Below are 24,698 nucleotides of genomic sequence, written 5' to 3'. Positions count from 1 at the left end.
GGCTGGGAGAGGGACGGGAATGGAACCGACCGAGAGCGCCGCCCCGGGCTCACGGCTGCGCCTGCGCCGCATGGCGGTCGCCTGGCGGCGCGGACGTGAGGGCGGGCGGCCCGCGGGGCGACCGGGCGCAAAGGAGCGCACCGGGGCGCGCACCGCGGACGCGCGCGGTGCCGGGCATCCGGCTGCCGGGCACGGCCCCGGGCTGCCCGAGACACTGTCCGAGTCGGACGCCGAACGGCACCCGTCCTGGCCCGCGTTGCCCACGGCGGTCGTCGCGGCGGCCGGGTTCGTGCTGGGCGCCGGCTTCCTGCGGGCGTTCACCGGAGGACACGCGCTCTTCCCGTCCGGCACCGTCGGCTGGTCGCTCGCCGTGCTGACCGGGATCATCGTCGGCCACCTCGTGATGCTGGGCCGTTCCCGTTGGTGGGGCGGTACCGGATCGGGCGCCGCGCTCACCCTCGCCGTGCTGCTGCTCTACGGCTGGGTCGCGGCCGGCATGATCAGCCTCACCGTCGTCGTGCTGGTCGGCATAGCCCGGCGGGGTCGCTGGCGGCAGGGCGTGCTGCACGGCGCGGTCGATCTGCTCGGCATCGGCGCCGGGGCGCTGGTGCTGGCCGCGTTCGGCTGCGTACCGTCCGTCGAGTCGCCGTCGACCCCGGACACCTGGAACCTGTACACCGCGCCCGGGGTGGTGCTGGTCGCCGCGGTCTATCTCGCGGTCACGCGCACCTTGTTGTGGTACCTGCACACCCCGCGCGCCGGGCTGCCCACCGTGGCCCGTACGGCTCTGGTCCGCCAGGGGCTGGTCGCCGTCGCCCTGCTCGGCATAGCGCCGCTGGTGTGCGTCGTCGCCGACGCCAAGCCTGTGCTGCTGCCGCTGTTCTCCATCCCGCTGATCGCCCTCGACTCCACCCTGTGGATAGCCCGCGCGCGGGCCGAGGAGCAGCTGCGCGATCCCCTCACCGGGCTGCCCAACCGGCAGTGGCTGCTGGAACGCATCTGGACCGCGCTGGACGACGCGGAGCGGATCGGCGCGCGCGCCGCGCTCATGCTGATCGACCTGGACCGCTTCCGGTCGGTCAACGACACCCTCGGGCATCTCGCCGGTGACCGGCTGCTGCTGCAGATCGCCGACCGGCTCAGACTCGCCCTGCCGCGCGGCGCGGAGGCCGCGCGACTCGGCGGTGACGAGTTCGCCGTCTTACTGCCCGTCGCCGACTCCACGACGTCCGCGACCCGTGTTGCCCGCGGCCTCGTCGCCGCCCTCAGCTCCCCGCTCGACCTCGACGGGCTCACCCTCGTCCTGGAGGCGAGTGCGGGGGTCGCCGTCTTTCCCGACCACGCCGACGACGCGGAAGGGCTGCTGCGGCGGGCGGACGTGGCGATGTATCAGGCCAAGCGGGACCGTACGGGTGTCGAGGCGTACGAGTCCAAGCGGGACTCCAACACCCCTGACCGGCTGGGGCTGCTGGGCGATCTGCGGCGGGCCCTGGACGCGCGGGAGGTCGAGCTCCACTACCAGCCCAAGGTGCGCTTCGACGGGCAGGTCGCGGGGCTCGAGGCGCTGGTGCGGTGGGTGCACCCGGAGCGCGGGAAGGTGCCGCCGGACGAGTTCATAGCGATCGCCGAGTCGTCCGGGCTGATGCCGCATCTGACCGAGTACGTGCTGGAGACCGCGCTGGGGCAGGTCGCGGAGTGGCGCGCGCAGGGGCTGTTCGTGCCGGTGGCGGTGAACGTGTCGCCGCGCGATGTCCACACGCCCGGGTTCGCCGGCTCCGTGGCGGCGCGGCTGGCTCGGCACGGGGTGCCCGCGGGGGCGCTCCAGCTGGAGATCACCGAGCATGTCCTCCTGGAGGATCCACAGCGGGCGGCGGACACGTTGAACGCGCTGACCGGGCACGGCGTGAAGATGTCGCTGGACGACTTCGGGACCGGGTACTCCTCGCTGGTGCATCTGCGGCGGCTGCCGGTCAGCGAGCTGAAGATCGACCGGTCGTTCGTGGCTCGGCTGGCCGTCGACACGGAGGACGCGGAGATCGTGCGGTGCACCGTCGATCTGGCTCACTCGCTCGGGCTGCTCGTCGTCGCGGAGGGCGTCGAGGACGACGAGACGTGGGAGCGTCTGCGGGATCTGGGGTGTGACGCGGTGCAGGGCTGGCTGGTCGCGGCGGCGATGCCGCCGGACGAGACGACGGCCTGGCTTTTCGCGCGGGGGTCGCGGGGGTGGCAGCGCCCGGCGGCGGCACTGCCGGCGGCGACGACTGCCGAGGACTAGCGCCCACGGGTGGTGGGGTGGATCGCCCACGGTTGGTGGGTGGGTCGGGGCCGGGTCGGGGGTGTCCGTCCTCGGACTGGCGCGAATCACGTTCCTTGGAGGGCTGAGGGCGCGGACGCGCCAGCCACTGCGGGCGGCCACCCCCGCCCCGTCCCCTCACCGCCGTACGCGGCAATCCGCCACGTGGGGGGTGGGGCCACCGCCCCCGCTCACCGCGACCGGCCGCACGCCGCCGCCCCGCCGCATCCGCGGGCAGTCGTGCCGCTGGGGCGGCACGGGTGGGCGCGACGGCACCCCGCCAGCGCCGGGCTGCGCGAACACCACCCCCGGCCCACACCAACGCGGGGCACCCTGTACGGCGCCGGGCTGCGCGAACCTCCCCTGGCCAGCACCAACGCGGGGCACCCCATACGGCGCCGGGTCGCGCGAACCCACCCCCGGCCCACCCCGGCGCCGGGCCCGCGAACCCCACCCCCGGTGACCCAAACCACAGGCCCCCGGAAAGGGTTTCACGGGCACAGCCCCCCGCCCCATAGGATTGGCCCCAAACCACACACACTCACCCCAGAGGATCGCTGCATGCCTGGCATCACGCGCGAGGAGGTCGCCCACCTCGCCCGGCTGGCGCGTCTGGAGCTGAAGCCCGAAGAGCTCGACCACTTCGCAGGCCAGCTCGACGACATCATCGGCGCGGTCGCCCGCGTCAGCGAGGTCGCCGACCAAGACGTACCGCCGACCTCGCACCCGCTCCCGCTGACGAACGTCATGCGGCCGGACGAGGTCCGTCCCTCGCTCACCCCCGAGCAGGCGCTCTCCGGCGCCCCGGCCCAGGAGCAGCAGCGTTTCAAGGTGCCGCAGATCCTGGGGGAGGAGTAACCCGCCATGAGCGATCACATCATCAAGCTCACCGCCGCCGAGACCGCCGAGAAGATCGCCTCAGGCGAGCTCACCGCCGTCGAGGTCACCGAGGCCCACCTGACCCGGATCGAGGCCGTCGACGAGAAGGTGCACGCCTTCCTGCACGTCGACCGCGAGGGCGCCCTCGCCCAGGCCCGTGCCGTCGACGAGAAGCGGGCCCGCGGCGAGAAGCTCGGCCCGCTGGCCGGCGTACCGCTCGCGCTCAAGGACATCTTCACCACCGAGGGCATCCCGACCACCGTCGGTTCCAAGATCCTCGAGGGCTGGATCCCGCCGTACGACGCGACGCTCACCAAGCGGCTGAAGGCCGCCGACGTCGTCATCCTCGGCAAGACCAACATGGACGAGTTCGCCATGGGGTCCAGCACCGAGAACAGCGCCTTCGGGCCGACCGGCAATCCGTGGGACCTCACCAGGATCCCGGGTGGGTCCGGCGGTGGCTCCTCCGCCGCGCTCGCCTCCTTCCAGGCGCCGCTCGCCATCGGCACCGACACCGGCGGCTCCATCCGTCAGCCGGCCGCCGTCACGGGCACCGTCGGCGTGAAGCCGACGTACGGCGCGGTGTCGCGGTACGGCATGGTGGCGTTCTCCTCCTCCCTGGACCAGGGCGGACCCTGTGCGCGTACGGTCCTGGACGCGGCCCTGCTGCACGAGGTGATCGCCGGGCACGACCCGATGGACTCCACCTCCATCGACGCCCCGGTTCCGCCGGTCGTCGAGGCCGCCCGCAACGGCAGCGTGCGGGGCATGCGCGTCGGTGTCGTCAAGCAGTTCCGCGGCGAGGGGTACCAGGCCGGGGTCATCCAGCGGTTCGACGAGTCCGTCGAGCTGCTGAAGGAGCTGGGCGCCGAGATCGTCGAGCTGGACTGCCCGTCCTTCGACCTCGCGCTGTCGGCGTACTACCTGATCGCCCCCTCCGAGTGCTCCTCCAACCTCGCCCGCTTCGACGGCCTGCGCTACGGCCTGCGGACCGGCGACGACGGCGCGCACTCCGCCGAGGAGGTCACCTCCCTGACCCGCGAGGCCGGCTTCGGCCCCGAGGTCAAGCGTCGCATCATGCTCGGCACGTACGCCCTGTCGAGCGGCTACTACGACGCGTACTACGGCAGCGCCCAGAAGGTCCGCACCCTCATCAAGCAGGAGTTCGAGCGGGCCTTCGAGCAGGTCGACGTGATCGTCTCCCCGACGACCCCGACCACCGCCTTCGCGATCGGCGAGCGTGCCGACGACCCGATGGCGATGTACCTGGCCGACCTGTGCACCATCCCCACCAACCTGGCGGGCAACGCGGCGATGTCGCTGCCCTGCGGCCTCGCTCCCGAGGACAACCTGCCGGTGGGTCTGCAGATCATCGCCCCCGCCATGAAGGACGACCGGCTGTACAAGGTCGGCGCCGCCGTTGAGGCCGCCTTCGTGGAAAAGTGGGGCCACCCGCTGATCGAGGAGGCACCGTCGCTGTGAGCGCACTGTCCAAGGCCAAGGGCTTCAAGAAGTCCAAGTCCGGTCTGTACGTCTCGATGGCCACCTCGGCGTTCGGCGCCGTCGGTGTGTACAAGCAGATCAAGAAGGCGCGTGGTGAGAACGACACGCTGCGGCTGCTCGACGCCGTCGTCACCGGCGCCGCGGTCATCACCAACCTCGCCATCCTCTACCGCGAGGTGAAGCGCCTCGGCGACGACGACGTCCTGCTGGGCTGAGAGGGAAGTTTCACCGTGACCACCATGACCGACCTGGTGTCGTACGAGGACGCTCTGGCGTCGTACGACCCCGTCATGGGCCTCGAGGTCCATGTCGAACTCGGCACCCGAACCAAGATGTTCTGCGGCTGTTCGACCGCACTGGGCGCCGACCCCAACACCCAGACCTGCCCCGTCTGCCTCGGCATGCCCGGCGCGCTCCCGGTCGTCAACGCGACCGGCGTCGAGTCCGCGATCAGGATCGGTCTCGCGCTGAACTGCGAGATCGCCGAGTGGTGCCGCTTCGCCCGGAAGAACTACTTCTATCCGGACATGCCGAAGAACTTCCAGACCTCCCAGTACGACGAGCCGATCGCCTTCAACGGCTACCTCGACGTGCAGCTGGAGGACGGCGAGACCTTCCGCGTGGAGATCGAGCGCGCCCACATGGAGGAGGACACCGGCAAGTCCACGCACGTGGGCGGTGCCACCGGCCGTATCCACGGCGCGTCCCACTCCCTGCTCGACTACAACCGCGCGGGCATCCCGCTCATCGAGATCGTCACCAAGCCGATCGTCGGTGCCGGTGAGCGCGCTCCGGAGGTCGCGCGGGCGTACGTCCGTGAGCTGCGTGAGCTCATCCGTGCCCTCGGCGTGTCCGAGGCCCGCATGGAGATGGGCCAGATGCGCTGCGACGTCAACCTGTCGCTGATGCCGAAGGGCGCCGACAAGTTCGGCACCCGCAGCGAGACCAAGAACGTCAACTCGCTGCGGTCCGTCGAGCGAGCGGCGCGGTTCGAGATCCAGCGGCACGCGGCCGTGCTCTCCTCCGGCGGCACGATCGTCCAGGAGACCCGCCACTTCCACGAGGACACGGGGTCCACGACCTCGGGCCGTGTGAAGGAGGAGGCCGAGGACTACCGGTACTTCCCGGAGCCCGACCTGGTGCCGGTGGCCCCCTCGCGCGAGTGGGTCGAGGAGATCCGTTCCACCCTGCCCGAGCTGCCGCTGGTGCGCCGCAACCGGCTCCGCGAGGAGTGGGGCATCTCCGGCACCGACATGCAGGCCATCCTCAACGCCGGCGCGCTGGACCCGATCGTCGCCACGATCGACGCCGGCGCCGACGCGGCCTCCGCCCGCAAGTGGTGGATGGGCGAGCTGGCCCGCAGCGCCAACGAGTCCGGCACCTCGCTCGACGAGCTGGCGATCACCCCGGCCCAGGTCGCCCGGGTCACCGAGCTGGTGAACGCCGGCGACCTGAACGACAAGCTGGCCCGCCAGGTCATCGAGGGCGTCCTCGCCGGTGAGGGCGGCCCGGACGAGGTCGTCGAGAAGCGCGGTCTGAAGGTCGTCTCCGACGAGGGTGCCCTGGGCACCGCCGTCGACGAGGCCATCGCCGGCAACCCGGCCATCGTGGACAAGATCCGCGGCGGCAAGGTCGCCGCGGCCGGTGCCCTGGTCGGCGCCGTCATGAAGGCCACACGCGGCCAGGCGGACGCGGCCCGCGTCAAGGAGCTGATCCTGGAGAAGCTCGGCGTCGGCGAGGGCTGATCCCCGAGGACGGGGAGAGGGGGCGCATCGGGTTCGATGCGCCCCCTCTCTCTTATGCCGTCACGCGATCAGGGCCGGCGGCCCACCACGCGTGCGAAGCCCAGCGTGCGGCCCCGGTCGGTGCGCAGCATGTGTGCGCTCTCCCGGCTCATCCGTACGTGGAACTCCTCCTGGCTCTCCTCGGCGACGACGTCGCACCAGAGCAGCCACTCCCGCCAGCCGTCCTCCAGCCAGTCGGCCGTCTCGACCTCCACGGCCGCGCTGCGGGTCCAGTGGCGGCGCCACCAGGCGGGGCTGTGGAAGCACCAGAACGCGGGGTCCCAGAAGGGCTTCATGTGCTCCGGCGGCTCGCTGCCCTCGATCTCCTCGGGCAGCGCGGGGACGACGACCCCGATCCGCCCGCCGGGCTTCAGCAGCCGGGTCAGCGTCGGCAGGTAGAGATCGTCGGTGCCGAAGTACTGGTACGCGTCGATGGAGACGATCGCGTCGAAGCTCTCCTCCCCGAAGGGCAGGTCGTGCGCCTCGGCGAGGACCGGGAAGACCCGGTCGGCGACGTCCGCCTCGGCGATGCGGCGCGCGTTGTCGTCCGGCTTGATCCACAGGTCGGCCGCGGTGACCTGGAGGTCGTACTCCTTGGCCAGGAAGATGGACGTCATGGCGCGACCGCAGCCCAGGTCGAGCACGCGTGCGCCGGGGCGCAGGGTGTCGAGGCCGAGGGCCGGGGCGAGCCACTCCAGCAGCCACAGCGCGTGCGGGCCCATCCCGTTCTCGATGGTCCAGCGGGCGTCGTAGGCGCTGCTGCGGGGGTACCGGGGCAGGGTGAGGCGGCTAGCGAGGTCGTCGTGCGGGGTGTTCGATGTGATGTCCGACATCGTGGAACGGGCTCCTTGGGGCCGTGAAGAGGGAAAGGGTCGCGTCGGAGATCGGGCGGACAATCATCAAAGCACCTGCTTCGGCCGGCGGCGGGCTGCCGCGGTACGTCGGACCGGCGGACGCTAGCAGGTGGCCCCGCACCCCCGCATCCGGGTTTTCGGGAGGAGGCGCTACGCTCCCGCGCCATGAGTGGACGCGCCGATTCCGACGGCCCATCCCCGGACGTCCGGGCAGAGGACGCCGAGCAGGGCGACGACGCCGCGCGGGAGGTGCGGCGGGCCCGGTGGGTGGCGGCCGGCGCCGGAGCCGTACTCGCCCTCGCGGGTCTGGCCGCCGCTCTGCTCCGTCTCCTGGATTCCGCGCCGGCCCTCGTCCCCCTCGCATACGCCTGCGGAGGCGCCGTCTGCGCCCTCGCCGGGGTCCTGGGCTCCCGGGGCCGCACCCGCAGGGCGCTGTGGCTGCTGATCGCGGGAGTCATGGTCATGGCGCTGGGGGACCGGTCCGACTGATCGCCCCGCTGTGAGCTGAGTCGCATCAATGTGAATAAGCACACGAAAGCGACAAACGATCATTAATGCCTGCGACAGTGTCAGTGCATTGCTCATGCGTTCTTTGCGGGTTGTTCGGTCAACGCTCGACTGGTCCCGGTCAAAGATCCACACCGAGTCACTCCGGGAGCACATTCGTGGCAGCCCTCGCACGCTGGTGTGTCCAACGCCGTCTGATCACCGTTCTGCTCTGGCTCCTCGCCCTCGGCGGGGTCTCCGCCGGCGCCTTCGCCGCCGGCTCCGCCTACTCCAACGACTACAAGGTGCCCGGCACCGAGTCGGGCCGGGCCACCCAGCTGCTGAAGGAGGGCTTCCCCGACCTCGGCGGCGACAGCGACAACGTGGTCTGGCACACGACGTCCGGCAGTGTCAGGGACCCCGGCGTCGAACAGACCATGACGCACACCCTGGACCGCATCGAGGACCTGCCCGGCGTCGCCTCCGTGAGCGGACCGTACGACGACCAGGGCGCCGGCCGCGTCAGCGCGGACGGCCGTACCGCGTACGCCACGGTCACCTTCGAGGACCAGGCCAAGGACGTCGACGCGGGCGAGGCCGCCGCCGTGGTGAAGACGGCCAAGGCCGCGGAGACCGACGGACTGGACGTCGAGCTGAGCGGCAGCGCCGTCGAGCTCAGCGAGTCCTCCGGCGGGCACATAGCCGAGATCGTCGGCGTGCTGGTCGCCGCCGTCGTCCTGTACCTCGCCTTCGGCTCGCTCGCCGCCGCGCTGCTGCCCATCGCCACCGCACTGGTCGGCGTCGGCACCGCCTACGCCGGGATCGGGCTGCTCGGGCACGTCATGACCGTCGCCGACTTCGCGCCCATGCTCGGCATGCTGATCGGGCTCGGCGTCGGCATCGACTACGCCCTGTTCATCGTGACCCGGCACCGGCGCGGGCTGAAGCGCGGGCTCTCCGTCACCGAGGCCGCCACCAACGCCGTCGCCACCACCGGACGGGCGGTCGTCTTCGCGGGCGCGACCGTGTGCATCGCCCTGCTGGGCATGCTCATCCTCCGGCTGAACTTCCTCAACGGCGTCGCCATCGCCGCCTCGCTCACCGTCGTCCTGACGGTGGCCGCCTCCGTCACCCTGCTGCCCGCCCTGCTGAAGTACATCGGCATGCGCGCGCTCAGCCGCCGGGAGCGGCGCCGGCTGGCCGAGCACGGGCCCGAGCCGGAGCTGCCGACCGGGTTCGCCGCCCGCTGGTCGGCGTTCGTGGAGCGCCACCCCAAGCTGCTCGGCGCCGTCGCCGTCGTCGTCATGGCGGTCCTCGCGCTGCCCACCTTCTCGCTGCACCTGGGCACCTCCGACCAGGGCAACGACCCCAAGACCTCCACCACCCGCCAGGCCTACGACCTCCTCGCCGACGGCTTCGGCCCCGGCGTGAACGGCCCCCTCACCCTCGTCACCGAGGTCGACGGCGCCGAGGACCGGCTCGCCCTCGACAACCTCGACGGCACGCTGCGCGGTACCGAGGGCGTCGCCTCCGTGTCGCCGGTGACCTACGGGCAGGGTGGCGACACCGCCTACCTCACCGTCGTACCGGACTCCTCCCCGCAGTCGAAGCAGACCAGCGACCTCGTCGACCGGCTGCGCGAGGACGTGCTGCCCCGGGCCGAGTCGGGCACCTCGCTCGACCTGCACGTCGGCGGTGTGACCGCCGGCTACGACGACTTCGCCACCGTCATCATCGACAAGCTGCCCCTCTTCGTGGGCGTGGTGATCGGCCTGGGCTGTCTGCTGCTCCTGCTGGCCTTCCGGTCCATCGGCATCCCGCTCAAGGCCGCCGCGATGAACGTGGCCGCCGTGGCCGCCGCCTTCGGTGTCGTCGTCGCGATCTTCCAGTGGGGCTGGGGCAGCGAACTGCTCGGGCTGGGCAGTGCGGGCCCGATCGAACCGTTCCTGCCCGTGATCATGGTGTCGGTCCTCTTCGGGCTCTCCATGGACTACCAGGTCTTCCTGGTCAGCCGGATGTACGAGGAATGGCTGGAGACCGGCGACAACCGGCGCTCCGTCCGCGTCGGACTCGCGGAGACCAGCCGGGTGATCAACTCCGCCGCCGTGATCATGATCTCGGTCTTCCTGGCCTTCGTCCTCAGCGGCGACCGGGTGATCGCCATGTTCGGCATCGCGCTCGCCGCGGCCGTCGCCCTCGACGCGTTCGTCCTGCGCACCCTGCTCGTCCCCGCCCTCATGCACCTCCTCGGTGGCGCCAACTGGTGGCTGCCGCGCTCGCTGGACCGGATCCTGCCGAGGATCAGCATCGAGCCGCCCGAGGCCCGGGCCGCCCATGAGAGGCTGGCCGCCGCCACGGACGCCGAGGTGGCGGACGTGCTGGCCGAGGAGGAGCGACAGCGGGATGTACGCGATACGACTGGGTGACGACGGAGCGGAACTGCGCCCCCTGGAGCCCTGGCACGCCGAGGAGTTCCTGGCCCACCTGGACCGGGGCCGCGAGTTCATCAACCAGTACGTCCCCTTCGGGTCCAAGGCCACGGACGTGGCCGGCGCCCGGGAGGTGCTCCAGCGGTACGCCGACTGGCGTGCCGCGGACACCGCCTCGCTCCACGGGCTGTGGCTGGACGGCAAGCTCGTGGGCGGGGTGCTCACCCTGAACTTCGACGCCGCGAACGGCAGCTGCGAGGTCGGCTGCTGGCTGGAGCCCGCCGCCACGGGGCGGGGGCTCGTCACCCGCGCGATGCGGGTGCTCATCGACTGGGCGGTCGAGCAGCGCGGCATCCACCGGGTCGAATGGGTCGCCGCGGCCGGCAATGTGCCGAGCATCGACGTCGCCCGCCGGCTCGGCATGACCCGCGACGGCGTACGCCGCGAAGCCCATCTCCACCACGGGGTACGGCACGACCTGGAGGTGTGGTCCGTGCTGGCCCCGGAGTGGCGGGCGGGGCGCGACGATCATTAAGCGGACTCTCAGAGAGCGTCCGTACGGTGCCGGGCATGGGAAACAGGACAGTGGACGAAACCCGAGCCGGGACCGAGGACGACGAGGCGGCAGTGGACACCACTGAGACCGTCGACGCCGATGCCCCGGAGACGGAACCGGAAGCAGCACAGGACGCTCCCGAGGCCGAGGAGGAAGGCCCCTCCGGCGTCGGACAGGGCGCCGCGGCGATCGTCTCCGCGGCGCTCGGCCTCGTCTCGCTCACCGGCGGCTGGCTGGGCACGGTGGCCGCCGCGCGCGAGACCCTCGTGGGCCAGCTGGAGACGGCCGCGGACGCCGGCGTCGCCACCCAGGTCAAGGAGGTCTACGGCGATGCCTGGAACACCAGCGCGCTGTGGGCCGGCCTGTTCGCGCTGACCGCGCTGATCGTGGGCGTGGTGGTGCTGGCGAGGCCCGCCTTCGGGACGCCCGGCCGGACGGCCCAGGCCCCCTGGATCAAGTCGGTCGCCTGGGCGGGTGTCTCGCTGGGCGTCATCGGACTGCTGCTGGCGGTCCTCAAGTACACCGACGTCCTCCTGGGCCTGCCCGCCACCGGCTGACTCACGCGGGTCGGGGACTTAGGAGCCCATGGGCCGCCCTAAGTGGCTTCTAAGGCCCCGTGGCCGCGCGAAGATACGGAAGTCTCCCGATGTGGCGGGGGCGCCTTGGAGACGAAGGTGGAGGCATCGCAGAGAGCGATGTCCGACACCGACTCCTTCGGGGGAGCCCACCATGTTCGAGTACGCACTTCACCGGCTTCGTCACGACGAGCTCCTCCGCCAGGGAGAGGAGCACCGCCTGGCCCGCGAAGCCACCCGCCGCCGCCGCGAAGCCACCCCGGAAAACACCGAGGCGGAAAGCCATCCCCGCCACCACCGCTTCACCCGGGCCGCATGACACGTGATCCGCCCCGCCGCCTCCGCGGGCAGCCGTCTGCGGCCCTCCGCGGGCAGTCGTGCCTCCCCCAGTGCCTTAAGGGCCTGGGAGGTGCCCCCAGGGCGATGGGGGTACCTCCCGCTCGAGCGAAGCCGAGAGTGGGGGAGGGTGGGCGCGACGGCACCCCGCCAGCGCCGGGCAGCGCGACCACCCCCCGGCCCCCACCGACGCGGGGGCACCCTGCCGGGGCACAAAAACCGGTGACCCGTTGTCGGAGGGGCATGCGATGCTCAGGCACGTGGAGACCAAGTCCGTCAGCCCCGTGTTCGTCGGCCGAAGCACCGAGCTCGACACACTGAACGCCGCACTCACCCGCGCCGCCACCGACCCCCAGGCCCTCGTGATCGGCGGCGAGGCAGGAGTCGGCAAGACCCGCCTCGTCGAGGAGTTCGCCGCCGCGGCCCGCCGCCGCGGCGCGATCGTCGCCCTCGGCGGCTGCGTCGAGATCGGCGCCGACGGACTGCCCTTCGCCCCCTTCTCCACCGCCCTGCGCCAACTCCGCCGCGAACTGCCGGAGCAGCTCGCCGCCGCCGCCTCCGGCCAGGAGGAGGAACTCGCCCGCCTGCTGCCCGAACTGGGCACCGCCGCCGCCCGCGAGGGCCGCCGCGACGAACAGGGCATGGCCCGGCTCTTCGAACTCACCGCCCGCCTCCTGGAGCGCGTCGCCGCCGAGCACACCGTCGTCCTCGCCCTGGAGGACCTGCACTGGGCGGACGCCTCCACCCGCCACCTGCTCGCCTACCTGTTCCGCACCCTGCGCACCGGCCGCCTCGTCGTCCTGGCCACGTACCGCTCCGACGACATCCACCGCCGCCACCCGCTCCGCCCCCTCCTCGCCGAACTCGACCGCCTCCGCACGGTCCAGCGCGTCGAACTCGGCCGGTTCAACCGCGAGGAGGTCCACCGGCAGATCGCCGGCATCCTCGCCCGCGAACCCGACTCCGACCGCGTGGACGACATCTTCGAACGCTCCGACGGCAACGCCTTCTTCGTGGAGGAACTCGCCGTCGCCGCCGACGAGGGCTGCTGCACCGGCCTCACCGACTCCCTCCGCGATCTCCTCCTGGTGAGGGTCGAGGGCCTGCCGGAGAGCGCCCAGCGGGTCGCCCGGATCGTCGCCGAGGGCGGCTCCACCGTCGAGGACCGGCTGCTTGCCGCCGTCGCCCGGCTCAGCGAGGACGACCTCATCGAGGCCCTGCGCGCCGCCGTCAACGCCAGCATCCTCGCCCCCGCGCCCGACCGTGACGGCTACCGCTTCCGCCACTCCCTGGTCCGCGAGGCCGTCAGCGACGACCTGCTGCCCGGTGAACGCTCCCGGCTCAACCGCCGCTACGCCGAGGCCCTGGAAGCCGACCCCACCCTCGTCCCCGCCGACGAGCGGGTGACCCGCCTGGCCAGCTACTGGTACCACGCCCACGACGCGGCCAAGGCCCTGCCCGCCGTCCTCGACGCCTCCGTCGAGGCCCGCCGACGCCACGCCTACTCCGAGCAACTGCGCCTGCTGGAGCGGGCGATGGAGCTGTGGGACGCCGTCCCCGACGCCGTACGGGCCACCCTGCGCCCCGTCGACTACGCCGAGGTCTACCCTCCCTGCGGCTGCGACCCGGAGACCACGCCGCTGCGCTACCTCGACCTCATGGCCGAAGCCGCCGTCGCCGGCCGGCTCTGCGGGGAGCGCGAACGCTCCATGAAGATCACCAAGCGGGCGCTGCGCCTCCTCGACGAGGAACCGGACCCGCTGCGCGCCGCCTGGTTCTGGGTGCAGCGCTCCCGGCTCACCCAGTCCCTCGCCCGCGGTGACGGCTGGGCCGAACTCGGCACCGCGCAGGACCTGGTGCGCGGCCTGCCCCCGTCCGAGGTGCACGCCGAGGTCCTCGCCTCCGCGGCCAGCTGGTCGATGCTCCACGAACCCGGCCCCGAGGCCATGGCCGCCGCCGAACGCGCCGTCGAGTACGCCCGCATGGTCGGCGCCCACGACATCGAGCTCAACGCCCGGCTCACCCTCGGCGGACTCATGGTCGACGCCGGTGACATCGACACCGGACTCGCCGAGATGTACGAGGTCAAGGACCGTGCGACCGAACTGGGCGTGGACATGGTGGTGGGTCGCGCCCATGTGAACCTCCCCTCCGTCCTCGAAGGCGTCGGCCGCTCCAAGGAGGCCGCGGGGCTGCTCCAGGAGGGCGTCCACGTCACCCGCAGACTCGGACTGATGGACTCCGAGGGCTGGGTGTGGGGCAACCTCGCCGAGTCCCTCCACTCCCTCGGCCGCTGGGACGAGGCGGCGCGGGCCGCGAACAACGCGCAGCGCATCGAGCGCAGCGCCAAGCCCCGCGCCGGGGGCTCGATGCGCCTGGCCTATCTCGCGTACGACCGGGGGGACCTGGCCGAGGCGGCCCGCCGTCTCGCCGACGCCCGTACCTTCTTCGGCACCCACGACCCGATGCCGCAGTACGCGCTCCCCATGAAGTGGGTCGCCCTCGGCATCGCCGCCGCCGAGGGCCGCCTCCCCGACGCCCGGGCCGAACTGCTCAGCGCCCTCGACACCGGCCTTCCGCCCGGCACCCAGCGCTACGGCTGGCCCCTGCTGCTCGCCGCCGCCACGGCCGAGGCGGACGCCCACGGCGACCCGGCGGCCGACCCCGGCCGCCCGGAGATCCTGGAGCGGATCCGCAAGGCGGCCAAGACCCTGGCCACGGGCGTGCCCGTATGGCAGGCCTACGACCTGTGGCTGCGCGCCGAGTTGCAGCGCGCGGAGGGCAGGCCCGCGCCGGACGAGTGGTCCACGGCCGTCACGGCGGTCGAACCCCTGGAGCGGCCCTACGACCTCGCACGCGTCCGGTTCCGGCTGGCCGAGGCACTGCTCGCCGCCGGCGCGGGCGACGACGAACGCGCCCGCGCCACGGAACTGCTGCGGCTGGTGACCGCCGCCGCCGACCACCTCGGCGCCGCACCGCTGGCCCGGACCGCCGCCCTGCTGGCACAGCGCGCCCGCCTCGCCGTGACCCCCGCCCGCCGGGAACCGGCCCCCGCCGACCCGGCCGACGCGCTCGGTCTCACCAGCCGGGAGCGCGATGTGCTGCGCCTGGTGGCCGCCGGCCACACCAACCGCCGTATCGCCGAGGAACTGTTCATCTCCCCGAAGACGGCCAGCGTCCACGTCTCCAACATCCTCGCCAAACTGGGCGTCTCCGGCCGCGGGGAGGCCGCGGCGGTGGCGCATCGGCTCGGTCTGTTCGCGGCGGAGCCCGGTGAACGACTCGCGGCGGGATAATGGGTGTGCGACTCATTCGTCCCTGGGAAGGGGAGCGATGTTCAACGCCTTCGAGGAACTGTTCGCCCCCGGCCGCAAACACACCCGCGACGAGCAGAACCGTCTGGAACTGACCCGCGAGGACGTCGGCGACGCCGACCCCGGACGCGGGCCGATAGACCTCGCGTCCGGGAAGGTCACGGTGCGCCCACCGGCCGCCCCGGAGGAGGAACCCGACGGGGACTGAGCCGCGCCTAGCTCACCTCCAGTTCCAGAATCCGGTCGTCGCCGTCCTGCGGACTGCCTCGTCCGTCCGTGTTGCTGGTGACCAGCCAAAGCTTGTTGCCGCCCGCCGCGACCACCGTGCGCAGCCGGCCGTACTCGCCCTCCAGGAACGCCTGCGGGTCCGCCGAGGCCTCCGTGCCCTTCAGCGGAACACGCCACAGCCGCTCTCCGCGCAGACCCGCCATCCAGATCGAGCCCTCGGCGTACGCGATGCCGCTGGGGGAGGCCTCGTCCGTGGTCCACTGGTCGATCGGGTTGTGGAAGCCGCCGTCGTCGGACCTGCCCTCCGCCTCCGGCCAGCCGTAGTTGTCGCCGGGCTTGATCGCGTTCAGCTCGTCCCAGGTGTTCTGGCCGAACTCCGAGGCGAACAACCGCTGTTTGCCGTCCCAGGCCAGGCCCTGCACATTGCGGTGGCCGTACGTGTACACCGGGGAGTCGAACGGGTTGCCCGGGGCCGGCTCGCCCTCCGGGGTCAGCCGCAGGATCTTGCCGCCGGGGGACTCCTTGTCCTGGGACAGACCGGTGTCACCGCTCTCGCCCGTGCCCGCGTACAGCATCTTGTCCGGGCCGAAGGCGATCCGGCCGCCGTTGTGGACCTCGCCCTTGGGGATGCCCCGGAAGACGGTGTCCGGCGCGCCCAGCTGCTCGCCGGCCGGCTTCTTCTCGTCGTAGATCATGCGGACGATGCGGTTGTCGGAGGCCGAGGTGAAGTAGGCGTAGACCATGCGGTCCGAGGCGTAGTCGGGGGAGAGGGCGATACCGAGCAGGCCGCCCTCGCCGGACGGCGACACCCCGGGCACCTCGCCCAGCTCGGTCTTCCTGCCGGTCTCCCCGTCGACGCGGGTGATCGTCGCCTCGTCCCGGGATGACACCAGCAGGTCGCCGTCGGCCAGCGGGGCCAGCCCCCAGGGGGTGCTCAGCCCCGTGGTCACCGTGCGGAGCACCTTCACGGAGCCCTTGGCGGGTGGCGTCTCCTCAGCGGTCCCCTCCGGCGGCGACGACCGCGCCCCCGTATCGCTCGGGGAGGCACCGGTGTCTCCGCCGCCCGGCGATCCTCCGTCGTCGGAGGAGCAGCCGGCGGTCAGCAGGAGCACGGCGGCGGCCAGTACGGCCGGCACGGCTCGTCGTTGCACGATCTCGTCCCTTCGACGCGGCGGGTCCTACCTGTCATACACCGCTCGCGCGTCACAGGTTCCCGATCGCGGAACCCCGAACCGCCTGACCGCCGCCGCCGGCCCGTCGCTCAGTCCCAGGACCCCTGCGCCGCGGGCAGTTCCGCGATCTCCGCGAGGTCGCGCTCCGTCAGGCGCAGACCGGCGGCGGCCGCGTTCTCCGCCGCCCACCGCTCCCGCTTGGTGCCGGGCACCGGGATCACCTGGCGGCCCCGGCTCAGCACCCAGGCCAGGGCCACCTGCGCGGGAGTGACGTGCTCGCCGTGCCGGCGGGCGACGCGGCGCAGGCCCACCACGAGCGGCTGGTTCGCGGCCATCATCTCGGCCGTGAAGCGCGGGTGCCGGGCGCGCAGATCGTCCGCCTCGAAGCCCACCCCGGGCGTCAGCGTCCCGGTCAGGAAGCCGTTGCCCAGCGGCATCGCCGCCAGGAAGCCGACCCCCCGGGACTCGCACCACGGAAGCAGCGTCTCCAGCGCCTCCGGCGACCACACCGACAGCTCCGCCTCCACCGCGCTCACCGGGAAGACCTGCTGCACCCGCTCCAGCTGCCGGACGGTCGCGTCGTGCAGCCGCGCCCCCGGCCGCCGGGCGGAGCGCGCCCCCACCGCGCACAGCCCCAACGCCCGTACCTTTCCCGCCTGTACGAGCTCCGCCATCGCCCCCCAGGTCTCCTCGACCGGGACCTCCGGGTCCGCGCGGTGCAGCTGGTAGAGGTCGATGACATCGGTCTGGAGCCGGCGCAGCGACGCGTCGCAGGCCCTTCGCACGTACCCGGGGCGCCCGTTGGCCACGATGTGCTGCTCGCCCACCAGCAGACCGACCTTCGTGGACACGAAGGCGTCGGAGCGCCGCTCCTTCAACACCCGCCCCAGCAGCAGCTCGTTGGTGAACGGGCCGTACATGTCCGCGGTGTCGAGGAGCGTCGAGCCCAGATCCAGTGCCCGGTGCACCGCCCTGAGCGACTCCTCGCCACGCTGCCGGGACGTGCTGTAGGCCCAGCTCATCGGCATGCACCCGAGTCCGACGGCCCCCACCGCGAGCGCCCCCGCGCCGATCGTCCTGCGCTCCACCTGGTCGTGACCCTCCCTCTCCGGTCCCCCAACCTAACCCGCGCCCTCCCCGGCCTCTGAACTAGCCTCCGGACCATGACTGCTGCTGACGTATGGCTTCCCATCCCGCCGGACGAGATCGAGGGGCTCCCCGAGGGGCCGCGCTACCGGTTCTGGGACGGGGACGAGGAGTTCCCCGCCGACCCGGCCGACTGCGTCTTCTACGTCGTGCCCTACATGAAGCCCGCCGGCATCGGTGTCCGCCCGCTGCCGCAGATGCGCTCGGTCCGCGTCGTGCAGACCCTGTCGGCCGGCACCGACCACGTGGAGCCCGGCCTGAGGCACCTGCCCCCCGGGGTCCGGCTGTGCAACGCGCGCGGTGTGCACGAGGCCAGCACCGCCGAGCTCACGCTCGCGCTGATCCTGGCCTCCCTGCGGGGCATCCCCGACTTCGTGCGGGCCCAGGACAAGGGGGAGTGGCGCGGCGGGTTCCGGCCCGCGCTCGCCGACCGGAACGTGCTCATCGTCGGATACGGCTCGATCGGCTCGGCCATCGAGGACCGGCTCGTTCCGTTCGAGCTCGCGCGGGTGGCGCGCGTCGCGCGCTCCGCGCGCACCACGGAGCGCGGGCCGGTGCACCCGCTCACCGATCTGCCCGCCCTGCTCCCGGAAGCGGATGTCGTCGTCCTCTCCACGCCGCTGACCGAGACCACCCGGCACCTCGTGGACGCCGGTTTCCTGGCCCGTATGAAGGACGGCGCCCTGCTGGTGAACGTCGCCCGCGGCGGTGTCGTCGACACCAAGGCGCTGCTCACCGAGCTGGAGAGCGGACGCATCACGGCGGCCCTCGACGTCACGGACCCCGAACCGCTGCCCTCGGAACATCCCTTGTGGCGGGCACCGGGCGTCCTCATCAGCCCGCACGTCGGCGGGCCCACGACCGCGTTCCTGCCGCGCGCCGAGCGGCTGCTCGTCAACCAGTTGCGCCGATACGTGAACCAGGAGGAGCTCGGCAACGTGATCCTGGTGACGGGAGCGGAAGACTCATAGTCCGCTTCGAGTACCGTCCGCGATTCCCCGGGCGCGGTGGGTACTCATATATCAGTTGATCGTCACGGAGCGTAGAGAACCTATGTCCCTGAGTGACGATACTGGTGTATCGTCCCGACAGGGGCTGCGCCGCTGACCAACGGCGCGGGGGCAGGACACTGCGGACAGTGAGGGGGGCGACGGACTATGCACGGCCCATGGACGAGCGATCCTTCGCGGCGGAGCCGTCGGCGACGACCGTGGCGCGCGGCCGCGCGCGGCCGGGCTCACGACGGCGGCCATCACATCCGGTACGGCCATCGCGCCGGGGTCGTGGGGTCCGCCCCGGTGCCCTCCCCCGGTGACCCGGGGGCGGGGCGGACCGGGAGGTGCCGGTGAGCGCGCCCACTCCCACCCCCACGCTCGACGGAGCACTGCGGCAGCAGCCCGCGCCGACCGCGCTGCTGCCCGGTGTCCCGGCCGTCGGCCACCGGCCCGGTCCGGTCGCCCAACTCGTTCTGGCCCTCGTCTGCGCGGCCTACGCCGTCGGTGCCGCGTTCGGCTGGGGATCGGAGCAACTCGCGCTGATCATGGGCGACTTCGGACTGAGCGCCGCGGCCGGTGCCGCCGCCGTGTCCTGTTTCGTCTACGCCCGCAGCCCGCGCACCCGGTTTCGACCCGCCTGGCTGATGTTCGGCCTCTCCTCGGCCATGGCCTCCCTGGGCAACCTGGTCTGGGGGTGGTACGAGGTCGTCCTCGGGCTTCCCGTGCCCAGCCCCAGCTACGCGGACCTGTTCTTCCTGTGCTTCGCGCCGCCCGCCATCGTGGGGCTGCTGGTGCTCGCCAAACGGCCGGTGAACAAGGCCGGCTGGGTCTGTCTCGCCCTGGACGCCTGGCTGATCGGCGGCTCCCTGCTCACCCTCGCGTGGAGCCTCGCGCTCGCCCAGGCGGCGCAGGCCGAGGGCCCGGGCGTCGCGCACACCGCGCTGTCACTGGCGTACCCGCTGCTCGACATCGCCCTGGTCAGCATGGTGCTCGCGCTGCACTTCCGGCGCTCGGCGGTGAACCGGTCCGCGGTCAACACCGCGATCGGCGCGCTCGCGCTGACCGTCATGTGCGACGCCCTGTTCACCTCCCCGCTGCTGCACAGCAACTACCGCTCCGGGCAGCTGCTGGACGCGGGATGGTTCGCCGGCTCGCTGCTCCTGGCGTACGCCCCCTGGACCGCGCCCCGCGACGGCCGGCCCGAGCGGGAAGGGCACACACGCGTGGTCCGTGAGCATCTGCCCGGGCGGCGCGGCACGCCGGACCACCACCACGGGCCGGCGCCGAACGCCAGACAGGGCCGCCACCCGCTGACCCGGCCCATCGCCGGTTCCCTCGCCGCGCTCACCCCGTACCTCGCGGCCGCCGTCTGCACCCTGGGGATCCTCTACAACGTCCTCAACGGCCGCAGCGTCGACCGTGTCGTGCTGATCACCGGGGGCACCGTGGTGCTCGCGCTCGTGGTGCGCCAGGGCATCATGCTGCTCGACAACATCACCCTCACCCAGGAACTGGCGCAGAAGGAGAACCACTTCCGCTCCCTGGTGCAGGGCTCCAGCGACGTCATCATGATCGCCGCGCCCAGCGGCATCCTCCGCTATGTCTCCCCGGCCGCCGCCGGGGTGTACGGCCGCCCCGCGGAGGAACTCGTGGGGACGGAACTGGCCGCTCTGATCCACCCGGAGGACCTGGGCAGCGTGGTGCACGAGGTGCGCCGCTTCCTCACTGCGGACCCGGTCGAGGAACCCACGACCCGCATCGAGTGCCGCTTCCGCTCCGGCGGCGGGGGAGGCTGGCTGAACGTCGAGTCGACCGTCAACCGGCACCACGGCGGCCTCATCTTCAACAGCCGCGACGTGACCGAGAGAGTGCGGCTCCAGGCACAGCTCCAGCACAACGCGGAACACGACCCGCTCACCGACCTGCCCAACCGCGCGCTGTTCACCCGGCGGGTCCAGCAGGCCCTGTCCGGCCGCCGCGCCTCGGACCGCGGGGCCGCCCTCAGGGGCACGGCGGTGCTCTTCATCGACCTCGACGGCTTCAAGGGCGTCAACGACACGATCGGGCACCAGGCCGGGGACGAGCTGCTGGTCCAGGCCGCCCGCAGACTCCAGGACGCCGTCCGCAAGGGGGACACCGCCTCCCGGCTCGGCGGAGACGAGTTCGCGGCCCTGATCGCCGGGGACGGCATCCGCGACCGGGACGCCCGCGAGCGGCACATCCTGGAGCTCGCCGACCGACTGAGAGCGACCCTCTCGCAGCCCTACCTCATCGACGGCAACGATGTCCGCGTCAACGCCTCCATCGGCGTCGCCTTCGCCGAACCCGGCCTCGGCGCGGGCGAGTTGCTGCGCAACGCCGACCTCGCCATGTACCGGGCCAAGGCCGCCGGCAAGGGGCGGGTGGAGCTGTACAAGCCGCAGATGCAGCAGGACGTGGTGCGCAGGGCGGAGCTGGCCACCCGGCTGCGCGCGGCGCTGCACCACGGCGAGTTCGCCCTGCTGCACCAGCCGGTGGTGTGCCTGGAGGACGGCCGGATCACCTCGGTCTGCGCCCAGGCGCGCTGGCGCTCCTCCCAGGGGGTGCTCTTCACCCCCGCCGAGTTCCTGCGCGTGGCCGAGGACAGCGAGAAGACCGCCGAGCTGGGCCGCTGGGTGCTGGAGGAGGCCGTCGAGCAGGCCGCCGAACGGCACGCGACCGGTCTCTGCGTGCCCGTGGCCGTCCGGCTGAGCGCGCACCGGCTGCTGGACCGGTCGCTGCCCCTCGGCTCGATCGAGGCCCTGCTCACCCGGCACGGGCTGCCGTCCGGCTCCCTGGTGGTCGAGCTGGCGGACACCGACGCCCGGGTGCCGCTCGAGGAGCTGGAGCGCCGGCTGACGGTGCTCAAGCGGCTCGGTGTCCGGATCGCGCTCGACGGGTTCGGCAGCGGACCCGCGACGATCACGGCCCTCAGACGGCTTCCCGTCGACGTGCTGAAGCTCGACCGCAGCCTGGTCGACGGCGTGGTGGAGTCCGCCCGGCTGCACAAGATCACCGGTGGGTTGCTCCGGATCGCCTCCGACCTCGGGATGCAGTCCGTGGCCGACGGCGTGGAACTGCCCGAGCAGGTCGCCGCCCTGCGCGCCCTGGGCTGCACGCACGGACAGGGCATGGCCTTCTCCGGACCCCTGGACGAGTACCGGCTGCGCAGGGCACTGGCCGCTGGGCACTACCCGGTGCCGCCCGTACCGGCCGAACCCGTGTTCATCGGCGGGGGCGGCTCGGGGGTGTACTCCGCCGGGGTGACCGCCGTGCTCCAGGGCGGTACGGCACTGCGCTCACATAATGAGACTCCCGTCCCACCCACTTGACAGTGGGTGCGCGCCGGGGGGAGGGTCAGTGCCATGCGCACCCGAATTCTCGTACTTGGAAAGCGCGTCGGCTGACGCTGAGCCTCGACCGCTCAGCGACCACCACCCGGCGCGCTCCCCTCGCTTGCCTTATGGCACGAGGGGTTTTTTGTTGCACAGGCACCTGCCGAGCAGCACGCGGAACCCGCACAAACCTCGCAAAAACCCTCAGCATCGAGAAGAGAATGCCGATGACCGAGCAGGCCACCGGGGCCCATCACCCGCAGCCCCGGCCCCGATCCGGAGGACAGTCCGCCCCCGTCGAGCACGTCACGGGCGCACAGTCCCTCATTCGCTCTCTCGAGGAGGTCGGCGCCGACACGGTATTCGGCATTCCGGGCGGCACGATCCTTCCCGCCTACGACCCCCTGATGGACTCCACCCGGGTGCGCCACGTCCTGGTCCGTCATGAGCAGGGCGCGGGCCACGCGGCCACCGGGTACGCGCAGGCCACCGGCAAGGTGGGCGTCTGCATGGCGACCTCGGGACCCGGCGCCACCAACCTGGTCACCCCGATCGCCGACGCGCACATGGACTCCGTGCCGCTCGTCGCGATCACCGGGCAGGTCGTGTCCAAGGCGATCGGTACGGACGCCTTCCAGGAGGCGGACATCGTCGGCATCACCATGCCGATCACCAAGCACAGCTTCCTGGTCACCAAGGCCGAGGACATCCCGCGGGCGATCGCGCAGGCGTTCCACATCGCCTCCACCGGCCGCCCGGGACCGGTCCTGGTCGACATCCCCAAGGACATCCTCCAGGCGAGGACCACCTTCTCCTGGCCGCCCACCATGGACCTGCCCGGCTACCGGCCCGTCACCAAGCCGCACGCCAAGCAGATCCGTGAGGCCGCCAAGCTGATCACCGCCGCGAAGCGACCGGTCCTCTACGTCGGCGGCGGCGTCATCAAGGCGGGGGCCACCGCCGAGCTGAAGATGCTCGCCGAACTCACCGGAGCGCCCGTCACCACCACCCTGATGGCGCTCGGCGCGTTCCCCGACAGCCACCCGCTGCACGTGGGAATGCCGGGCATGCACGGTTCGGTCACCGCCGTCACCGCGCTGCAGAAGGCCGACCTGATCGTCGCCCTCGGAGCCCGCTTCGACGACCGCGTCACCGGCAAGCTGGACAGCTTCGCCCCGTACGCCAAGATCGTCCACGCCGACATCGACCCGGCGGAGATCGGCAAGAACCGCCCCGCCGACGTGCCGATCGTCGGGGACGCCCGGGAGGTCCTCGCCGACCTCATCCAGGCCGTCCAGAAGGAGCACGGCGAGGGCCACAAGGGCGACTACACCGCCTGGTGGAACGACCTGAACCGCTGGCGCGAGACCTACCCGCTCGGTTACGACCAGCCCGACGACGGCTCGCTCTCCCCGCAGCAGGTCATCGAGCGCATCGGACAGCTGGCGCCCGAGGGCACGATCTTCGCGGCCGGCGTCGGCCAGCACCAGATGTGGGCCGCGCACTTCATCGAGTACGACAAGCCCGCCACCTGGCTGAACTCCGGCGGCGCCGGAACCATGGGCTACGCGGTCCCGGCCGCCATGGGAGCCAAGGCCGGCGCCCCCGACCGCGCCGTCTGGGCGATCGACGGCGACGGCTGCTTCCAGATGACCAACCAGGAGCTCACCACCTGCGCCCTGAACAACATCCCGATCAAGGTCGCCATCATCAACAACGGCGCCCTCGGGATGGTCCGCCAGTGGCAGACCCTCTTCTACAACCAGCGCTACTCCAACACGGTGCTGCACTCCGGGCCCGACGACGTCAACCCGGAGGCGAGGGGCACCCGCGTCCCCGACTTCGTGAAGCTGTCGGAGGCCATGGGCTGCTACGCGATCCGCTGCGAGGACCCGGCCGACCTCGACAAGGTCATCGAGGAGGCGAACTCCGTCAACGACCGCCCGGTCGTCGTGGACTTCGTCGTCCACGAGGACGCGATGGTGTGGCCGATGGTCGCCGCCGGCACCTCCAACGACGAGATCATGGCCGCCCGGGACGTCCGCCCCGACTTCGGCGACAACGAAGACGACTGAGAGCCGTAAAGGAAGCAGATCATGTCCAAGCACACGCTCTCCGTCCTGGTGGAGAACACCCCCGGCATCCTCGCCCGGATCGCCGCCCTGTTCTCCCGCCGCGGCTTCAACATCGACTCGCTCGCCGTCGGCGTCACCGAGCACCCCGACATCTCCCGCATCACCATCGTGGTGAGCGTCGAGGAGTTCCCGCTGGAGCAGGTCACCAAGCAGCTCAACAAGCTCGTCAACGTGCTGAAGATCGTCGAACTCGAACCCGGGCAGGCGGTCCAGCGCGAACTCGTTCTGGTGAAGGTGCGCGCCGACAACGAGACGCGCTCCCAGATCGTCGAGATCGTCCAGCTGTTCCGCGCCAAGACCGTGGACGTCTCGCCGGAGGCCGTGACCATCGAGGCCACCGGCAGCAGCGACAAGCTGTCCGCCATGCTCAAGATGCTGGAGCCGTTCGGCATCAAGGAGCTCGTCCAGTCCGGCACGATCGCGATCGGACGCGGGGCCCGTTCCATCACGGACCGGTCGCTGCGCGCCCTCGACCGGTCGGCGTAGGACACGGAACGGGCGGCCGGGGCGACCCGGCCGCCCGTATTCCGAGACCGAGAAACTTCCCTTCCCCTCACCGGCATACGGTGGGACGCAACACCGCACACAAGGAGAGAACCCAGTGGCCGAGCTGTTCTACGACGCCGACGCCGACCTGTCCATCATCCAGGGCCGCAAGGT

General features: G+C 72.0%; 19 protein-coding genes. 16 read left to right on the top strand and 3 right to left on the bottom strand.

Annotated elements, in window-relative coordinates:
* Window positions 1-19: 19 nt before the first annotated feature.
* The 5 genes from ACZ470_RS16185 to gatB all read left to right on the top strand — a co-directional run bounded on the left by ACZ470_RS16185 (window position 20) and on the right by gatB (window position 6,420).
* Window positions 20-2,275: a putative bifunctional diguanylate cyclase/phosphodiesterase gene (locus tag ACZ470_RS16185; RefSeq protein ID WP_468427657.1), complete on the top strand. Its 2,256-nt coding sequence runs from the start codon at window positions 20-22 to the stop codon at window positions 2,273-2,275.
* 579 nt (window positions 2,276-2,854) lie between these two features.
* Window positions 2,855-3,151 (top strand): Asp-tRNA(Asn)/Glu-tRNA(Gln) amidotransferase subunit GatC, encoded by a 297-nt coding sequence (gene gatC, locus ACZ470_RS16180; protein ID WP_004925108.1) that lies wholly within the window; start codon window positions 2,855-2,857, stop codon window positions 3,149-3,151.
* 6 nt (window positions 3,152-3,157) lie between these two features.
* Window positions 3,158-4,654, top strand: coding sequence for an Asp-tRNA(Asn)/Glu-tRNA(Gln) amidotransferase subunit GatA (gatA, locus tag ACZ470_RS16175; RefSeq protein WP_468427655.1), 1,497 nt, complete (start codon window positions 3,158-3,160; stop codon window positions 4,652-4,654).
* Window positions 4,651-4,890, top strand: a complete 240-nt coding sequence (locus ACZ470_RS16170; RefSeq protein WP_030216519.1) for a hypothetical protein — start codon at window positions 4,651-4,653, stop codon at window positions 4,888-4,890. Before gatA ends, ACZ470_RS16170 begins: the two co-directional genes overlap by 4 nt.
* A 15-nt stretch (window positions 4,891-4,905) precedes the next feature.
* Window positions 4,906-6,420, top strand: a complete 1,515-nt coding sequence (gene gatB / locus ACZ470_RS16165; RefSeq protein WP_468427653.1) for an Asp-tRNA(Asn)/Glu-tRNA(Gln) amidotransferase subunit GatB — start codon at window positions 4,906-4,908, stop codon at window positions 6,418-6,420.
* Window positions 6,421-6,488: 68 nt separating this feature from the next.
* Here gatB and ACZ470_RS16160 read toward each other — a convergent pair whose 3' ends face one another.
* Window positions 6,489-7,292 (bottom strand): SAM-dependent methyltransferase, encoded by an 804-nt coding sequence (locus ACZ470_RS16160; protein WP_468427651.1) that lies wholly within the window; start codon window positions 7,290-7,292, stop codon window positions 6,489-6,491.
* A 186-nt stretch (window positions 7,293-7,478) separates the two neighbouring features.
* Here ACZ470_RS16160 and ACZ470_RS16155 point away from each other — a divergent pair, with 186 nt between their 5' ends.
* The 7 genes from ACZ470_RS16155 to ACZ470_RS16125 all read left to right on the top strand — a co-directional run bounded on the left by ACZ470_RS16155 (window position 7,479) and on the right by ACZ470_RS16125 (window position 15,217).
* Window positions 7,479-7,802, top strand: a complete 324-nt coding sequence (locus ACZ470_RS16155; RefSeq protein WP_468427649.1) for a hypothetical protein — start codon at window positions 7,479-7,481, stop codon at window positions 7,800-7,802.
* A gap of 176 nt (window positions 7,803-7,978) precedes the next feature.
* The gene (locus tag ACZ470_RS16150; protein WP_468427647.1) at window positions 7,979-10,225 is read left to right on the top strand and encodes an MMPL family transporter; all 2,247 of its coding nucleotides are present in this window, start codon (window positions 7,979-7,981) and stop codon (window positions 10,223-10,225) included.
* Window positions 10,203-10,763, top strand: coding sequence for a GNAT family N-acetyltransferase (locus ACZ470_RS16145; RefSeq protein ID WP_468427645.1), 561 nt, complete (start codon window positions 10,203-10,205; stop codon window positions 10,761-10,763). Before ACZ470_RS16150 ends, ACZ470_RS16145 begins: the two co-directional genes overlap by 23 nt.
* 35 nt (window positions 10,764-10,798) lie before the next feature.
* On the top strand, window positions 10,799-11,341 hold the full coding sequence (locus ACZ470_RS16140; protein WP_468427643.1) for a hypothetical protein: 543 nt from the start codon (window positions 10,799-10,801) through the stop codon (window positions 11,339-11,341).
* A gap of 172 nt (window positions 11,342-11,513) precedes the next feature.
* Complete coding sequence (locus tag ACZ470_RS16135; protein WP_468427641.1) at window positions 11,514-11,678, top strand: hypothetical protein; 165 nt, start codon at window positions 11,514-11,516, stop codon at window positions 11,676-11,678.
* A 265-nt stretch (window positions 11,679-11,943) separates the two neighbouring features.
* Complete coding sequence (locus tag ACZ470_RS16130) at window positions 11,944-14,991, top strand: helix-turn-helix transcriptional regulator (RefSeq protein WP_468427640.1); 3,048 nt, start codon at window positions 11,944-11,946, stop codon at window positions 14,989-14,991.
* Between the two features lie 37 nt (window positions 14,992-15,028).
* Complete coding sequence (locus ACZ470_RS16125; RefSeq protein ID WP_468427638.1) at window positions 15,029-15,217, top strand: DUF6191 domain-containing protein; 189 nt, start codon at window positions 15,029-15,031, stop codon at window positions 15,215-15,217.
* 7 nt (window positions 15,218-15,224) lie between these two features.
* Here ACZ470_RS16125 and ACZ470_RS16120 read toward each other — a convergent pair whose 3' ends face one another.
* Entirely contained in the window at window positions 15,225-16,388 is a 1,164-nt protein-coding gene (locus ACZ470_RS16120) for a PQQ-dependent sugar dehydrogenase (RefSeq protein WP_468427636.1), read from the bottom strand.
* A gap of 110 nt (window positions 16,389-16,498) precedes the next feature.
* On the bottom strand, window positions 16,499-17,497 hold the full coding sequence (locus ACZ470_RS16115) for an aldo/keto reductase (protein ID WP_468427634.1): 999 nt from the start codon (window positions 17,495-17,497) through the stop codon (window positions 16,499-16,501).
* Window positions 17,498-17,572: 75 nt separating this feature from the next.
* Here ACZ470_RS16115 and ACZ470_RS16110 point away from each other — a divergent pair, with 75 nt between their 5' ends.
* From ACZ470_RS16110 to ilvN, 4 genes are all read left to right on the top strand, one after another.
* Entirely contained in the window at window positions 17,573-18,526 is a 954-nt protein-coding gene (locus ACZ470_RS16110; RefSeq protein ID WP_468427632.1) for a 2-hydroxyacid dehydrogenase, read from the top strand.
* A 374-nt stretch (window positions 18,527-18,900) separates the two neighbouring features.
* Complete coding sequence (locus ACZ470_RS16105; protein ID WP_468427630.1) at window positions 18,901-21,900, top strand: EAL domain-containing protein; 3,000 nt, start codon at window positions 18,901-18,903, stop codon at window positions 21,898-21,900.
* Window positions 21,901-22,130: 230 nt separating this feature from the next.
* Complete coding sequence (locus ACZ470_RS16100; protein WP_468427629.1) at window positions 22,131-23,978, top strand: acetolactate synthase large subunit; 1,848 nt, start codon at window positions 22,131-22,133, stop codon at window positions 23,976-23,978.
* A gap of 21 nt (window positions 23,979-23,999) precedes the next feature.
* Window positions 24,000-24,524, top strand: a complete 525-nt coding sequence (gene ilvN, locus ACZ470_RS16095; protein WP_030216544.1) for an acetolactate synthase small subunit — start codon at window positions 24,000-24,002, stop codon at window positions 24,522-24,524.
* Window positions 24,525-24,698 lie beyond the last annotated feature (174 nt).

This window comes from Streptomyces sp. NPDC031111 (assembly GCF_055570675.1).
The sequence above is the reverse complement of the archived record's forward strand: the minus strand, read 5'-3'. Positions and strand labels throughout refer to the sequence as shown.

What these genes read in the sequence shown, in the direction of transcription:
- ACZ470_RS16135 (WP_468427641.1), top strand. Translation starts at nt 11,514, where the DNA reads ATGTTCGAGTACGCACTTCACCGGCTTCGTCACGACGAGCTCCTCCGC.
- ACZ470_RS16125 (WP_468427638.1), top strand. Translation starts at nt 15,029, where the DNA reads ATGTTCAACGCCTTCGAGGAACTGTTCGCCCCCGGCCGCAAACACACC.
- gatA (WP_468427655.1), top strand. Translation starts at nt 3,158, where the DNA reads ATGAGCGATCACATCATCAAGCTCACCGCCGCCGAGACCGCCGAGAAG.
- ACZ470_RS16155 (WP_468427649.1), top strand. Translation starts at nt 7,479, where the DNA reads ATGAGTGGACGCGCCGATTCCGACGGCCCATCCCCGGACGTCCGGGCA.
- ACZ470_RS16145 (WP_468427645.1), top strand. Translation starts at nt 10,203, where the DNA reads ATGTACGCGATACGACTGGGTGACGACGGAGCGGAACTGCGCCCCCTG.
- ACZ470_RS16110 (WP_468427632.1), top strand. Translation starts at nt 17,573, where the DNA reads ATGACTGCTGCTGACGTATGGCTTCCCATCCCGCCGGACGAGATCGAG.
- ACZ470_RS16140 (WP_468427643.1), top strand. Translation starts at nt 10,799, where the DNA reads ATGGGAAACAGGACAGTGGACGAAACCCGAGCCGGGACCGAGGACGAC.
- ilvN (WP_030216544.1), top strand. Translation starts at nt 24,000, where the DNA reads ATGTCCAAGCACACGCTCTCCGTCCTGGTGGAGAACACCCCCGGCATC.
- ACZ470_RS16160 (WP_468427651.1), bottom strand. Translation starts at nt 7,292, where the DNA reads ATGTCGGACATCACATCGAACACCCCGCACGACGACCTCGCTAGCCGC.
- ACZ470_RS16100 (WP_468427629.1), top strand. Translation starts at nt 22,131, where the DNA reads ATGACCGAGCAGGCCACCGGGGCCCATCACCCGCAGCCCCGGCCCCGA.
- gatC (WP_004925108.1), top strand. Translation starts at nt 2,855, where the DNA reads ATGCCTGGCATCACGCGCGAGGAGGTCGCCCACCTCGCCCGGCTGGCG.
- ACZ470_RS16130 (WP_468427640.1), top strand. Translation starts at nt 11,944, where the DNA reads ATGCTCAGGCACGTGGAGACCAAGTCCGTCAGCCCCGTGTTCGTCGGC.
- ACZ470_RS16185 (WP_468427657.1), top strand. Translation starts at nt 20, where the DNA reads ATGGAACCGACCGAGAGCGCCGCCCCGGGCTCACGGCTGCGCCTGCGC.